At 40.9% G+C, this 13,362-nt stretch carries 15 protein-coding genes; all 15 read left to right on the top strand.

From position 1 onward, the window contains the following. Positions 1 to 16: 16 nt before the first annotated feature. Positions 17 to 664 carry a propanediol/glycerol family dehydratase medium subunit gene (locus Q5O24_11845; GenBank protein WKY47048.1) on the top strand — a complete coding sequence of 216 codons (648 nt, stop codon included), beginning with the start codon at positions 17 to 19 and terminating at the stop codon, positions 662 to 664. A gap of 15 nt (positions 665 to 679) precedes the next feature. After that, positions 680 to 1,180, top strand: a complete 501-nt coding sequence (locus Q5O24_11840) for a diol dehydratase small subunit (GenBank protein WKY47047.1) — start codon at positions 680 to 682, stop codon at positions 1,178 to 1,180. 54 nt (positions 1,181 to 1,234) lie between these two features. Further along, positions 1,235 to 3,049: a diol dehydratase reactivase subunit alpha gene (locus Q5O24_11835; protein WKY47046.1), complete on the top strand. Its 1,815-nt coding sequence runs from the start codon at positions 1,235 to 1,237 to the stop codon at positions 3,047 to 3,049. 1 nt (position 3,050) lies between these two features. Beyond that, positions 3,051 to 3,425 carry a glycerol dehydratase reactivase beta/small subunit family protein gene (locus Q5O24_11830; GenBank protein WKY47045.1) on the top strand — a complete coding sequence of 125 codons (375 nt, stop codon included), beginning with the start codon at positions 3,051 to 3,053 and terminating at the stop codon, positions 3,423 to 3,425. Between the two features lie 12 nt (positions 3,426 to 3,437). Further along, positions 3,438 to 3,800: a BMC domain-containing protein gene (locus tag Q5O24_11825; protein ID WKY47044.1), complete on the top strand. Its 363-nt coding sequence runs from the start codon at positions 3,438 to 3,440 to the stop codon at positions 3,798 to 3,800. A 30-nt stretch (positions 3,801 to 3,830) separates the two neighbouring features. Then, positions 3,831 to 4,484, top strand: a complete 654-nt coding sequence (locus Q5O24_11820; protein ID WKY47043.1) for a phosphate propanoyltransferase — start codon at positions 3,831 to 3,833, stop codon at positions 4,482 to 4,484. 4 nt (positions 4,485 to 4,488) lie between these two features. After that, a complete protein-coding gene (eutJ, locus tag Q5O24_11815) occupies positions 4,489 to 5,313 on the top strand; it encodes an ethanolamine utilization protein EutJ (GenBank protein ID WKY47042.1) in 825 nt (274 codons plus the stop codon). 18 nt (positions 5,314 to 5,331) lie between these two features. Continuing rightward, positions 5,332 to 6,174 carry a flavoprotein gene (locus tag Q5O24_11810; GenBank protein WKY47041.1) on the top strand — a complete coding sequence of 281 codons (843 nt, stop codon included), beginning with the start codon at positions 5,332 to 5,334 and terminating at the stop codon, positions 6,172 to 6,174. Between the two features lie 13 nt (positions 6,175 to 6,187). Further along, the gene (locus Q5O24_11805; protein WKY47040.1) at positions 6,188 to 6,466 is read left to right on the top strand and encodes a EutN/CcmL family microcompartment protein; all 279 of its coding nucleotides are present in this window, start codon (positions 6,188 to 6,190) and stop codon (positions 6,464 to 6,466) included. 11 nt (positions 6,467 to 6,477) lie between these two features. Continuing rightward, entirely contained in the window at positions 6,478 to 7,479 is a 1,002-nt protein-coding gene (locus Q5O24_11800; protein ID WKY47039.1) for a cob(I)yrinic acid a,c-diamide adenosyltransferase, read from the top strand. 46 nt (positions 7,480 to 7,525) lie between these two features. Further along, positions 7,526 to 8,935, top strand: a complete 1,410-nt coding sequence (locus Q5O24_11795) for an aldehyde dehydrogenase EutE (GenBank protein ID WKY47038.1) — start codon at positions 7,526 to 7,528, stop codon at positions 8,933 to 8,935. A 14-nt stretch (positions 8,936 to 8,949) separates the two neighbouring features. Further along, a complete protein-coding gene (locus tag Q5O24_11790) occupies positions 8,950 to 10,275 on the top strand; it encodes an SLBB domain-containing protein (protein ID WKY47037.1) in 1,326 nt (441 codons plus the stop codon). A gap of 23 nt (positions 10,276 to 10,298) precedes the next feature. Then, positions 10,299 to 11,249, top strand: coding sequence for a hypothetical protein (locus Q5O24_11785; GenBank protein WKY47036.1), 951 nt, complete (start codon positions 10,299 to 10,301; stop codon positions 11,247 to 11,249). 66 nt (positions 11,250 to 11,315) lie between these two features. After that, the gene (locus tag Q5O24_11780) at positions 11,316 to 11,864 is read left to right on the top strand and encodes a BMC domain-containing protein (GenBank protein WKY47035.1); all 549 of its coding nucleotides are present in this window, start codon (positions 11,316 to 11,318) and stop codon (positions 11,862 to 11,864) included. A gap of 129 nt (positions 11,865 to 11,993) precedes the next feature. Continuing rightward, positions 11,994 to 13,328, top strand: coding sequence for a hypothetical protein (locus Q5O24_11775; protein ID WKY47034.1), 1,335 nt, complete (start codon positions 11,994 to 11,996; stop codon positions 13,326 to 13,328). The last annotated feature ends 34 nt before the right edge of the window (positions 13,329 to 13,362 follow it).

The raw sequence follows: 13,362 nt of genomic DNA, 5'->3' as shown, positions 1-13,362 counted from the left end.
AAAGGGGTGTATAGATATGGCTATTAATGAACAAATGTTAAAAAGCATTATCGAAGATGTTTTAAAAGAAATGACTGGTGCAGCTCCTGCTGCCGCTCCTGCCGCTGCCGCTGCTGGTGCAGTTAAACTGACTCCAGTTGGAGATGCAACTCAGGGTGTTGCCAGTGATGAAGTAGTTATCGGTCTGGCTCCTGCTTTTGCTGAATTCCAGAATGTTAACATCATCGATGTTCCTCACGATAAAATCTTAAAAGAAATTATCGCTGGTATCGAAGAAGAAGGCCTGAAAGCTCGTGTAATTAAAGTATACAGATCTTCTGACGTTGCTGTTTGCGGACATACTGCTGCAAAATTAAGCGGTTCTGGAATCGGTATTGGTCTACAGTCAAAAGGAACTTCTCTGATTCATCAGAAAGACCTTCCACAGTTAAGTAACCTTGAACTTTTCTCACAGGCTCCATTGATCGATTTAGAAACATATCGAGCTATCGGGAAAAATGCTGCTAAATACGCTAAAGGTGAAAGCCCAGCGCCAGTGCCAGTAAGAAATGATCAGATGGCACGACCTGCTTTCCAGGCTAAAGCAGCTCTGTTACATATTAAAGAAACAGAACATGTTGTAAATGGTAAAAAAGCCGTTGAACAACAAGTTTCGTTTGTATAAGTGGAGGTGACCAGAATGACACAAGAACAAATGTTAGAACAGATCGTAAAACAGGTAATGAGTTCTATGGGTACAGCTGCAGCTCCTGCAGCAGCAACTGGAACTGTTACATGTGCTGATTATCCAATCGGCGATAAAAAACCTGAACTGATCAAATCAGCTACAGGAAAAGCATTAACAGAATTAACTCTAGATAAATTGTTAGCTGGAGAATTAAAACCAGAAGATTTAAGAATCCGTCCAGAAACTCTGGAACTGCAGGCTCAGGTAGCTGAATCTGTAAAACGAGGCGCTTTTGCTCTTAACTTAAGAAGAGCTGCTGAGTTAATCGCAGTTTCTGATGAACGTCTTCTTGAAATCTACAACGCACTGCGACCATACAAATCTACTAAAGAAGAACTGGTTGCCATTGCTGATGAATTAAAGAACAAATATAATGCACCGATTTCTGCTTCTCTAGTAGCTGAAGCAGCTGATGTGTACTATGCTAGAAAGCGATCTAAAGAATTTATCTAAGTAGTTTTTAGATAGAAGTGGCGCTTTTGGGAAATTTGTTTGGAGGACTCGAATATGATTTTAGCAGGTATTGATATTGGAAATGCAAGTACAGAAACTGCACTTGCCCGATATGTTGACGGAAAAATGGACTTCCTTTCCAGTGGGATTGTTGATACCACTGGGATGAAAGGAACGCGACAGAATATTCATGGAGTATTTGCTTCTCTAAAACAAGCCCTGGAAAAAGTTGATCTTACTGTCGAAAACGTTGATCTTATAAGAATCAACGAGGCTGCACCCGTTATCGGGGATGTAGCAATGGAAACTATTACTGAAACAATCATTACGGAGTCCACCATGATCGGTCACAATCCCTCTACACCAGGGGGATTGGGGATCGGTGTGGGGGTCACCGTAGACATAAGGGAAGTTAATAATTGTGAAAAAGGGTCGGCGGTTATCGTCATAATACCCCGAGAGGTGGATTTTGATAGTTCGTCCAGCATTATTAACAATGCCGTTAAAAGCGGTATATATGTAAATGGTGCCATTGTCCAGCGTGATGATGGCGTTTTAATTAATAACCGTTTAGAGAAAAAAATCCCTATCGTTGATGAGGTTTCATTAATCGAAAAAGTCCCATTGAATATGCGCGCAGCCATTGAGGTAGCAGCACCTGGATCTGTAGTCGAACAGCTGTCCAATCCCTATGGTATTGCGACAGTATTTGAATTAAGTTCGGATGAAACGAAGCAGGTAGTCCCTGTTTCACGTGCGTTAATTGGAAATCGCTCAGCAGTTGTAATCAAAACACCTGCTGGTGATGTAAAAGAACGTAAAATCCCTGCGGGTCAGATCATTATTCAGGGTGAAAATAAAAAAGCTCAGGTAAATGTTGATGAAGGGGCAGATAAGATCATGGAGGCTATTCGATCAGTGGCTCCTGTTTTAGATATTAAAGGCGAAGCAGGAACAAATGCTGGTGGAATGCTCGAAAAAGTGCGACAGGTTATGTCAAATCTGACTGATCAGTTGCCTGCTGCCATCAAAATTCAAGATTTACTGGCGGTTGATACTTTTGTTCCGCAGACTGTAAAAGGCGGGGTTGCGGAAGAATTCTCAATGGAAAATGCTGTTGGGATTGCAGCCATGGTAAAAGCCGATAAACTGCAGATGAACATGATTGCCGAGGAGCTTGAAAAAGAACTGGGTGTAAAAGTTGAAGTTGGTGGTGTGGAAGCTGATATGGCAATCCGCGGTGCCCTTACTACCCCAGGCAGCAATAAACCGATGGCAATTATTGATATGGGTGCCGGATCGACAGATGCAGCCATTATCAATCGTTCCAACGAAATTAAATCAATTCATTTAGCTGGTGCCGGCAATATGGTAACACTGCTGATTGCATCAGAACTTGGTTTTGAAGATTTAGCAATGGCGGAGGATATTAAAAAGTATCCACTGGCTAAAGTTGAAAGTTTGTTCCATATCAGACATGAAGATGGTACAGTACAGTTTTATGATAAACCGCTTGACCCTCGAACATTTGCCCGTGTTGTTATTCTGACTCCAATGGGGATGGTTCCAATCCCAGGAAATCATTCAATGGAAAGAATCAGACAGATACGACGTGATGCAAAATCAAAGGTTTTTGTGGTCAATGCTATTCGGTCATTAGAACGAGTAAGTCCTACCGGGAACGTTCGGGATATGGAGTTTGTAACACTCGTTGGCGGTTCAGCGCTAGATTTTGAAATTCCGCAGCTGGTAACAGATGCACTTTCTAAATATAGCATCGTTGCCGGACGGGCAAATATCAGAGGGGAAGAAGGTCCACGTAACGCAGTTGCAACCGGACTCGTACTGGCGTACGGCGAAGGTGAATAATATGCGATTAGACTACGATGCTCCCAAACCTGAAATCAAGGTGTTACACGGAAAAAATGAAACACTTAAATGTATCGTTGAGCATGTATTGCATGGCATTGAGGAAGAAGGTCTGCTATTCTCAGTTGAAAATAATGATGAGATGGACTCGATCGAGCTTGCTTACCGAGGTGCTGAACTATCACATCTGGGTGTGGGAATCGGAATTACTGAAAAAGAAGTAGTCTTGCATTTTATTAAATTAAAAGAAGATCAACCGCTTTTTAGGGTTCCATCTTACAGTGATGTTGAAACGTTGAGAGCTTTAGGTTCTAATGCAGCAAGAATTGTTAAACGCATGCCATTTAAAGAATTAACAAATACTGAACTGTCGTAAGGAGGGGTTGATTTGAATAGAGGAGAGGCCATTGGCCTGATTGAAGCTATCGGGTTGGCCACAGCTGTGGAAGCAGCCGATGCGGCGGTTAAGTCAGCAAATGTCACCCTTATAGGGTACGAACCATGTAAAGGTGATGGGATGTCAACCATCAAGGTAGCCGGTGATGTAGGTGCAGTGAAGGCTGCCTGTGAAGCGGCGGCAGCAGCCTGTGCTAACGGACGTGGTGTTTTTAGTGTCAAAGTAATACCAAGACCCGCGCAAGGCATTGATAAGCTGATTTACAACAAAGAAACTGTTGGTTATACACCAGCAGTAGAAAAGAAAAATGACGAGAGTGTTGAAGAGGAAACAACCGAATCAACTGAAGAATAAGGAATATTCCTTGTAGAAAAGGTGTAAACCATGAATGCAGAAGAAAAACAAGTAATTGAACAGATCGTAATCAATACAGTCAAAAGACTGATTGAGGCCGAAAATACTCCCAATCGTGTTGTTCTTGGTATCTCGAATAAGCATATTCATTTATCAAAAGAAGACATTGAAACACTTTTCGGAGAAGGGCACGAACTGACAAATATTAAAGACTTAAAACAGCCAGGGCAATATGCTTGTGCTGAATGTGTAAAAGTTATCGGACCTAAAGGCAGCTTTGGAAAAGTCAGAGTTTTAGGACCGGCACGACCGGAAAGTCAGGTTGAAATTTCGCTTACTGATGCCAGAACTTTAGGTATCAATGCGCCTGTTTCAGAGTCTGGTAAACTGGAAGGAACACCGGGAATAACCCTCGAAGGACCTAAAGGATCAGTAACACTGGAACGCGGTGTGATGATTGCTTTGCGACATATTCATATGCCGCCAGAAGTAGCTGAAGCTTTGGGAATAAATGACAAAGACTTTGTCTGTGTCGAAACTGAAGGCGTTCGAAAAACAATTTTCTGCAATGTACTGGCTAGAGTTTCGGATAAATTTGATTTAGAGATGCATCTGGATACCGATGAAGCCAATGCAGCAGGACTTTCGAACAACGATTATTTAAAAATTATACCTAACAGGTGATTAAATGGATTGGAAATCTGGAAATGACGCAATACTTGAACTAGCCGAACTGATACGCGAGAAAAAGGCAAACCCTTACACTGGCAAGTTAAAAGTCGGTGTGGATTTGGGAACTGCCAATATAGTTGTAGCTGTTGTGGATGAAAACAATCGACCCATAGCTGGAGCTACGCAAGGTGCATCAGTGGTACGTGACGGGATTGTAGTTGATTATCTCGGTGCAAGCCAAATCGTGAGAAAACTAAAAGGTGAAGTTGAAGCTATCCTTGGTGTTGACCTAACTAACGCCAATGCAGCGACTGCTATACCGCCGGGAATTCTCGAAGGTAATACAAAAATTATTTCGAATGTCGTTGATTCAGCTGATTTTATTGTTACTAATGTGGTTGATGAACCGACTGCAGCAGCAACTGTCCTTGGGATAACCGAAGGAGCTGTTGTAGATGTTGGTGGTGGAACTACAGGAATCAGTGTCATTAAAGATGGAGAAGTTGTATTTACTGCCGATGAAGCAACTGGAGGTACTCATATGAGCCTTGTGCTGGCAGGTTTTCATCATATCAGCTTTGAAGAAGCGGAAGCATATAAGAAAAATGAATCACAAAAGAAAGTGTTTCCAATTATCAAACCGGTTGTGCAGAAAATGGCATCCATTGTCAATCGATTTTTAACAGGTTATGATGTGGATGTAATATATGTGGTTGGCGGGGCTTGCCTCTTTGATGATTTTGAAAAAATATTTGAAGCAGAAACCGGTATTAAAACCATAAAACCAGTCGAACCGTTATTGGTAACACCCTTAGGGATAGCCTTTAATTGTCAAGGGTAAGGAATGTGGTGATTAGAAATGGACATGAATGAACTACTTCAAGGTAGCCTGATGGACCTTTTAGTTCAGAAGGTTGTTGAAGAAGTAATCAGAAGAATTAATGCAAAGCCCCAAATAGCGTTAGTGATGTTTACCGGAGCAACAATTGGTTTTAAGGAATCGATGGACTCACTGTCGAAATTACAAAAAGAAGGTTGGCAATTAAAAGTTGTTCTTTCAGATGATGGAATGAAGGTTCAGGATCCTGAAGCGATTAAAAAAGAACTGAATCTGGATACCATTTATCACAGTGGAAACATCGAAAGTCAGAAAGCTTTATACAATGATGTTGATATGATGATTGTTGCAACAATGACCATCAATACCGCCGCTAAATTTGCAAACGGAATAACAGATACGGTATTATTATCGCTGCTTAATCATGGATTTATGGCAGGCGTCCCAGTAGTGGCCGCCAAAGATGCCTGTGATCCTGATAATTCTGTGAGAATTAAAGCGGGTATGGGAAAATCAACAGCTGGTTATAAAAAAATGCTGGTCTCTAATATGGACACATTAACTGAATTTGGGATGACGCTTGTTGATGCGAAAGATTTATACGCTGCCTGCACTAAGACTACAATTACAGAAGGCCAGGCTGGTTCGGTACAAAATGAAATTGCAGAAGTTAAGAATCCTGTCAGCGCACCTGTAATTGCGGGTGTCAAGCAGGAGATAACTTTGGATAAAAAAGTTATTTCACGAACTGATATTTTGAAAGCGCGTGAAGCTTCAGTCATCCGAGTGCCATCTAATGCGATTATTACCGATGTTGCAGCTGAGGCAATTAAAACATTTGATCTTAAATTGATCAGATTTTAAAGGTGGTGGATCAATGCAGTTAGCTAAAGTAGTAGGAAATGTGGTTTCAACACAAAAAGACGCAAATCTTGTTGGTTGTAAACTACTGATCATTAAAAAAATTGATGAGTACGGAGAATTTGAAAAGTATTCAAGTCAGTCAACAGCCATTGCGGTAGATGCAGTTGGAGCTGGTATCGGTGAAACCGTCATTGTTACATCAGGCAGCAATGCCAGATACGTTTATGGCGATAAAATGGCACCGCTTGATATGACAATTGTCGGCATTGTCGATGAAATTCAAATCGTTTAAGGAGGAAGCAAATGCCAAATGTATATACCCGTGGCGGCGATAAAGGTGAAACTAGCCTGTTTGGATCGTCGCGAACAGGAAAAGACAATATCAGAGTCGATGCATATGGAACAATGGATGAAGCAAATTCAGCCATTGGTTTTGCCAAATCGTTAATCGAGGATGAAGAAATTAAAGAAATTCTTCACCATCTGCAGAAACGTATTTTTGTTTTAGGTGCAGAGCTCGCAAGCGATGCTAAGGGAAGAGAAATGCTCACGGACTCTATCTGTCAGGATGATATTGACTATATGGAGAAAGTTCTTGACCATTATCTTGCAATTGTAGGTCCTCAGCGAGACTTTGTTATTCCTGGCGAGAATCAAAGTTCAGCCGCTCTTCATATGGCGCGAACAGTTGTCAGACGAGGTGAACGAATTGTTGTTCACTATAATCGTGAAGATGGTGCCGTTCGACCAGAGATGATTAAATTTGTCAATCGGCTGTCTGATACGCTTTTTGTTTTGGCAAGAATGGAAGATTTCAACGGCGTTGTTAAAGATGTAGTTGGAATTGTAAAGGAAAAAATTAATGAAGTTTCAGAAGCACAGACTTCATCTGTCGAAACTGACCAGGATTTCTCATTATTGCGGCTGGCAAAGAAAATGAGTGCAGCTGCCCGGGTTAAAGCGGAAGATATTGGGGTTCCAATTGTGTTTTCGGTTGTTGATCAGGGTGGAAATTTAGTCTATTTTGAACGAATGGAAGACGCTCTTATGGTTTCTATTGATATCTCTATGAATAAGGCCTATACAGCCAATGCACTGAAAATGTCAACTGACAAAGTTGCTGGTGCAGTTAAGGAAGAGGGATCTTTATATGGATTACAGTGGACCAATAACGGCAAAATGGTTGTTTTTGGCGGTGGTTATCCAATTAAAGTAAATGGCGAAGTGATTGGCGGTATCGGTGTCAGCGGAGGATCGGTTGACGAAGACATGATTATAGCCAAAAGTGCTCTGGAAGTTCTGTGACGAAAATTAAGAAGACGAAGTTAACGTGATCTAGGAGGTACCAGGAATGAATATTGATACCACAGGTATTGAATATATTGTAAAGAAAGTAATGGCAGAAATTGATGTCGCTACAGAATCCGGCAAGCCAATTAAGGACGGTGAGCTGGGAATTTTTAACGATATGGAAAATGCTATTGATGCAGCATTCACTGCACAAAAATCTTTTATGCGTACAACATTGGCATTTAGAAGCAAACTGATTGCTGCGATGCGAGCTGAAATGCTTAAAAAAGAAAATATGGAAACTATCTGCGCATTAGCTGTCGAAGAAACTGGCATGGGAAATTATCAGCATAAACTGTTAAAACACGAGCTAGCTGTTAATAAAACTCCTGGTGTTGAAGATTTGGTAGCGGAAGCTATGACAGGTGATGACGGATTGACACTAATTGAACAATCTCCTTTTGGTGTCATTGGTTCAGTTTCGCCGTCAACCAATCCAAGCGAAACAGTTATTAACAACTCGATTGGAATGTTGGCAGGTGGTAATACAGTAGTATTTGCACCACATCCAAGTGCAAAAAAAGTATCTGCCTTAACAGTAAAACTGTTAAACAAAGCCATCATTGAAGCAGGCGGACCAGAAAATCTGATTGTAACAACTGCAGAGCCAACAATTGAAAGCGCTAATACAATGTTTACTAGCGACAAAATTACTATGCTTTGTGCAACAGGTGGACCTGGCGTTGTAAAAACAGTGCTGAAGAGCGGTAAGAAAGCTATTGGAGCTGGTGCAGGTAATCCTCCAGCACTGGTAGATGAAACTGCTGATATTGAAAAAGCAGGAAAAGACATTATTGATGGATGCTGCTTTGACAACAATCTGCCATGTATTGCAGAAAAAGAAGTTGTTGTTGTTGAACAGGTAGCAGACTATCTGATCTTTAATATGAAGAAAAACGGTGCTTACGAACTGACAGATCCTCAGAAGATTCAGGAACTGGCGGATACAGTGTATCCTAATGGTCGCTTGAGTCGAGATTTTGTTGGACGTGATGCAAGTGTTATTCTAAAAGCAATCGGTATTGACGCTGATCCTTCAGTTCGAGTCATTATCTGTGAAACTACAAAAGATCATCTGTTTGCGGTAGAAGAATTGATGATGCCAATTCTTCCAATTATCCGAGTAAAGGATGTAGCAGAAGGAATTGATGTGGCATGTGCTTTGGAACATGGAAATCGTCATACTGCTATTATGCATTCTACCAATGTAAATAATCTGACTGAAATGGCAAAAAGAGTACAGACAACTATTTTTGTTAAAAATGGACCTTCTTACGCTGGTATCGGCGTTGGCGGTGAAGGCTATACGACTTTCACAATTGCCGGTCCAACAGGTGAAGGTCTGACATCCGCAAAATCATTCACACGAAAAAGAAGATGTGTACTGGTTGGAGGATTTACCATTAAATAATTGAGGTGTTGTTCATGAGCGCAAACTTAGTAGAATTAGTACAAAGCGCCGGTATTGTAGGTGCCGGCGGGGCCGGGTTTCCGACCCAGGTCAAAATAAACTGCACGGTAGACACGGTAGTTGTTAACGGAGCAGAATGTGAACCTTTATTGCGCGTTGATCAACAATTAATGGATCTGGAGGCTGTCAAAATGTTGACAGCGCTCCAGGCTGTTATGGATCAAACACAAGCTAAGGAAGGCATTATCGGCCTTAAGAAAAAATACAAACCTGCGATTGAATCATTAACCAAAGAATTAAGTGCGTTTCCCAAAATTAGAATTCATCCGATGGGTAATTTTTATCCTGCTGGTGATGAACAGGTTTTGGTATACGAAACAACTAAAAGGATCGTTCCAGAAGGTGGAATACCTTTAAATGTAAACACTATGGTTATAAATGTGGAGACACTTCTTAGCATTTATGATATAATGACATCAGGGAAGCCTGTAATCGATACATATGTTACATTAACAGGTGAAGTTAGAAATCCATTAACGACAAAGCTGCCATTAGGTATTACTGTAAAGGAAGCTTTGGAATTAGCTGGCGGTACTACTGTTGATGAATATGCTATCATCAATGGTGGCCCAATGATGGGGAAGATTGTGGATGTTGATTCAACAATCACAAAAACAACAAAGGGACTAATCGTACTCCCTAAAATGCATCCTCTCATTGTTTCTAAAACAAAACCGGTAAAAGAGTCTATGAAAATGGCAGCAATTGCCTGTATGCAGTGTAATTACTGTACAGAATTATGTCCACGTTATGCATTAGGTCATAATCTGGAACCGCATAAACTGATGCGAATTGCTGCATATGCATCGACCGTGGATACATCCACTCAAGCTACTAACGCATTTCTATGCTGTGAATGTGGCTTATGTCAATACGCATGTGTTATGGACTTGCAACCTTGGAAGATCAATACCATGCTTAAGCGAGAACTTGGAAGCCGAGGAATCAAGAATCCACATCATAACGCTCCGGAAACGGCAGTGCCGTTTAGAGAAGGAAAACAATTTAATGTATACCGTTTAGTATCACGATTGGGACTGACGAAGTATGATCTTCCGGCTCCGATGGTTGAAACGGAAAAGACATATAAAAAAGTTAGCCTACTCCTGTCACAGCACATAGGTGCACCGGCAGTACCGGTCGTTAAAGTTGGGGAACAAGTGGACAAAGGACAACTCGTCGCCGAAATACCGGAAGGTAAACTAGGTTCCAGGATTTTTGCTAGTATTAGCGGCACAATTACTGCCGTAGATGGTGATAAAATCATCATCGAGTCCTAAATCATATTTAAAGGGGGATAATTATGGACTTTACATTATTAATTACTGCTTTCGGCGGTGGCTTATTAGCCACTATGTTTGGTGGGCTGTTTGCCTTTGTTATGACTGGTTTAACCGTTTTAGCTGCTATTTTAGGCGGCGTGGTTTCACCAACAGTTGGATTTATTTCTTTTGGTTCTGTATTTGGACCACACATCGCATTTGCTGGTGCCGTTGCTGGGGCTGCGTATGCAATGACTAAAAACCATATTGAAAATGGTCAGGATATCGTAACACCACTTGTAAAATTTGGTGATCCAATGGTATTAATTGTTGGTGGTATCTTTGGTATGGTTGGTTTCTTGATTCAGTATATCTTTGGACCTTTACTGGGAACCATGCTTTTCGACGGATTATTAGGCGAAGGTGCTGGTGCTGGTTGGACTGACACCGTTGCGTTAACAGTAGCAACATCTGGTATTATTGTACGTTTAGTATTTGGTAAAACTGGTATCACAGGAAAATCACCAGCTGGAGAAGCAAGAGCATGGGTACCAACAGGAAACCGTTTAGGATTTATCTTAACCTATGGTTTAGGTATTGGTATCATGATTGGTGGGTTAGCTGGAGCACTTGGTGTTGCTGCTGATACAAGCGAATTAGCTGCTGGTTTATTTTCAGTTGTTAATGTTATCGGATTCGGTATCGCTGCTGTTTCATTGATTCTGATTCACATGGGCTTCCATTTTGAAGGATGGCATCACATTGTATTGCCAGCTGGTACAACAGCAATGATTATGTTTACAGCTACTGGTAGTCCTTTTGCAGCTATCATCGGTGGAGCTATTACAGGTATGATCACAGCATTTATTGGAGAATGGGCAGCAATGACATTCAACAGCCATTGTGATACACATATCGACCCTCCAGCAGTTACAATTTGCTTAGTTCAGCTAGTGAACTTTGTTGTACTTGGCGGAATCATTTTTGCTTAATTAATAAGCAAAGTAGAATATTGGTAAGGAAAATTCATTCACAGTATAGAAGAAAGAAGTGGTATTTTGAAAAAAGCAGTTGGTTTTATGGAATTTAAAAGCATTCCAGTCGGAATTGAAGCCACCGATGAAATGTTAAAATCCGGAAATGTTGAGCTGCTCATGGCCTCACCGCTTTGTCCTGGTAAATACGTCAGTATTATCGGTGGAGATGTGGGCGCTGTGGAAGCATCAATACAACACGGTAGTCAAATCGGCGGAATTCATATGCTGGAAGCCTATGTGATCCCAAATATTCACGAAGACGTTTTGCCGGCTATGCTTGGCGCAGGTGAAATCGGGGATGTTAAGTCACTGGGAATTGTTGAAACGATTAATGCAATTTCTTCAGTTCAGATTGGTGATATTTGTGCGAAAGCATCTAATGTCGAACTTTTAGAAATCAGAATTGCAAGAGGCTTGGGTGGAAAAGGCTTTGTATTAATCACGGGTGAAATTTCTTCTGTTAAAACAGCTATCGAAACGGCGAAAAACGAATTAGCAGAATCAAACCTGATAACAAGTTATTCTGTTATCGCTTCGCCTCATAAGGATACTAAAAAAATCTTGTTTTAATAAAGAAAAATATAGAAAAGATGATAAAAAACAAATGACCTCGGTCATTTGTTTTTTAATATCAACAGTTTTTTTTCTATAAATGGACCAGGGTCATTTATAGAAGAAAAATAAACATAGGAGGTTCTTATGGCCAGAAAAAGTAAGACAAAATCACAATTAGTAAAAGAAACAGCGAAGGCAAAATCTCAATCCAGCAATTCAAATGAAGTGGAGAATGAAGATATGGGAAAACTTGATGATTTCTTGAAAAAAGTTGGAAGCGCAATTTCAGGCAAAGATAATAATGCTGAAGAAACAGACAACAATGCTGTTGAAGCTGCTGCGTTAGCCGCTAAAGAAAAAGCAGATATAGAAGCTACGAAAAAAGCTAACGTGGAGGCTAAAGAGAAAGCTGAAGCAGAGGCCAAGGAAAAGGCTGAAGCAGAAGCCAAGGAAAAGGCTGAAGCAGAAGCCAAGGAAAAGGCTGAAGCAGAAGCCAAGGAAAAGGCTGAAGCAGAAGCTAAGGAAAAGGCTGAAGCAGAAGCTAAGGAAAAGGCTGAAGCAGAAGCTAAGAAAAAGGCTGAAGCAGAAGCTAAGAAAGAGGCTGAAGCAGAAGCCAAAAAAAAGGCTGAAGCAGAAGCTAAAGAGAAAGCTGAAGCAGAAGCCAAGAAAAAGGCTGAAGCAGAAGCTAAGAAAAAAGCTGAAGCAGAGGCTAAGAAAAAGGCAGAAGCAGAGGCTAAGAAAAAGGCAGAAGCAGAGGCTAAGAAAAAGGCTGAAGCAGAAGCTAAAGAAAAAGCAGAGGCAGAGGCTAAGAAAAAGGCTCAAGAGGAGGCTAAGAAAAAAGCTGAAGCAGAAGCCAAGAAAAAGGCTGAAGCTGAAGCTAAAGAGAAAGCAAAAGCAGAGGCTAAGAAAAAGGCTGAAGCAGAAGCCAAGAAAAAGGCTGAAGCAGAAGCTAAAGAGAAAGCAGAAGCAGAGGCTAAGAAAAAGGCTGAAGCAGAAGCCAAGAAAAAAGCTGAAGCAAAAGCTAAAGAGCAGGCTGAAGCAGAAGCCAAGAAAAAGGCTGAAGCAGAAGCTAAAGAGAAGGTTGAGGAAGAAGCCGCTTCAAAATTGGAAAAGGAAGAAAATAAGAAATTAGTTGCAGATGCTATGCAAAAAGCAAAAGAAGTAAAACAGCATGCAAAAGAAATAACTAAAAAGGTAAAAGAAAAAGCAAACGAAGAAAGCAAAACTATAAAAACGGAAGTTAAAGAAACCGTTGAAAAAACTGTCAGTGCTCTTAAAGTAGATGAAAAAGGCTTAGCTAAATCATTGAAGGAGAAAGTTGCCCTTTTGAATGAGTTAAATGAGAAGGCAGCAAAACGGGCAATCGCGCGTGAGGAAGCAGCCAGGAAAGAGATTACTGAAAAGAAAAAAGCTGAAGCAGAAAAAAAGCTTGAAGAAAAAGAAAAAAGTAAAAAAGAAATTCCCTTTTACTTGATGTAAGATAGAACCCGTACATTCTAAGATGTGCGGGTTT

It is taken from the genome of Eubacteriaceae bacterium ES3, from assembly GCA_030586155.1.
Taxonomy (GTDB): Bacteria; Bacillota; Clostridia; order Eubacteriales; family Eubacteriaceae; genus Acetobacterium.
This window is presented reverse-complemented; position numbering and strand designations above follow the sequence as displayed.

Coding starts and splice junctions, on each gene's coding strand:
- Q5O24_11845 (WKY47048.1), top strand. CDS start 17: ATGGCTATTAATGAACAAATGTTAAAAAGCATTATCGAAGATGTTTTA.
- Q5O24_11840 (WKY47047.1), top strand. CDS start 680: ATGACACAAGAACAAATGTTAGAACAGATCGTAAAACAGGTAATGAGT.
- Q5O24_11835 (WKY47046.1), top strand. CDS start 1,235: ATGATTTTAGCAGGTATTGATATTGGAAATGCAAGTACAGAAACTGCA.
- Q5O24_11830 (WKY47045.1), top strand. CDS start 3,051: ATGCGATTAGACTACGATGCTCCCAAACCTGAAATCAAGGTGTTACAC.
- Q5O24_11820 (WKY47043.1), top strand. CDS start 3,831: ATGAATGCAGAAGAAAAACAAGTAATTGAACAGATCGTAATCAATACA.
- eutJ (WKY47042.1), top strand. CDS start 4,489: ATGGATTGGAAATCTGGAAATGACGCAATACTTGAACTAGCCGAACTG.
- Q5O24_11810 (WKY47041.1), top strand. CDS start 5,332: ATGGACATGAATGAACTACTTCAAGGTAGCCTGATGGACCTTTTAGTT.
- Q5O24_11805 (WKY47040.1), top strand. CDS start 6,188: ATGCAGTTAGCTAAAGTAGTAGGAAATGTGGTTTCAACACAAAAAGAC.
- Q5O24_11800 (WKY47039.1), top strand. CDS start 6,478: ATGCCAAATGTATATACCCGTGGCGGCGATAAAGGTGAAACTAGCCTG.
- Q5O24_11795 (WKY47038.1), top strand. CDS start 7,526: ATGAATATTGATACCACAGGTATTGAATATATTGTAAAGAAAGTAATG.
- Q5O24_11790 (WKY47037.1), top strand. CDS start 8,950: ATGAGCGCAAACTTAGTAGAATTAGTACAAAGCGCCGGTATTGTAGGT.
- Q5O24_11785 (WKY47036.1), top strand. CDS start 10,299: ATGGACTTTACATTATTAATTACTGCTTTCGGCGGTGGCTTATTAGCC.
- Q5O24_11775 (WKY47034.1), top strand. CDS start 11,994: ATGGCCAGAAAAAGTAAGACAAAATCACAATTAGTAAAAGAAACAGCG.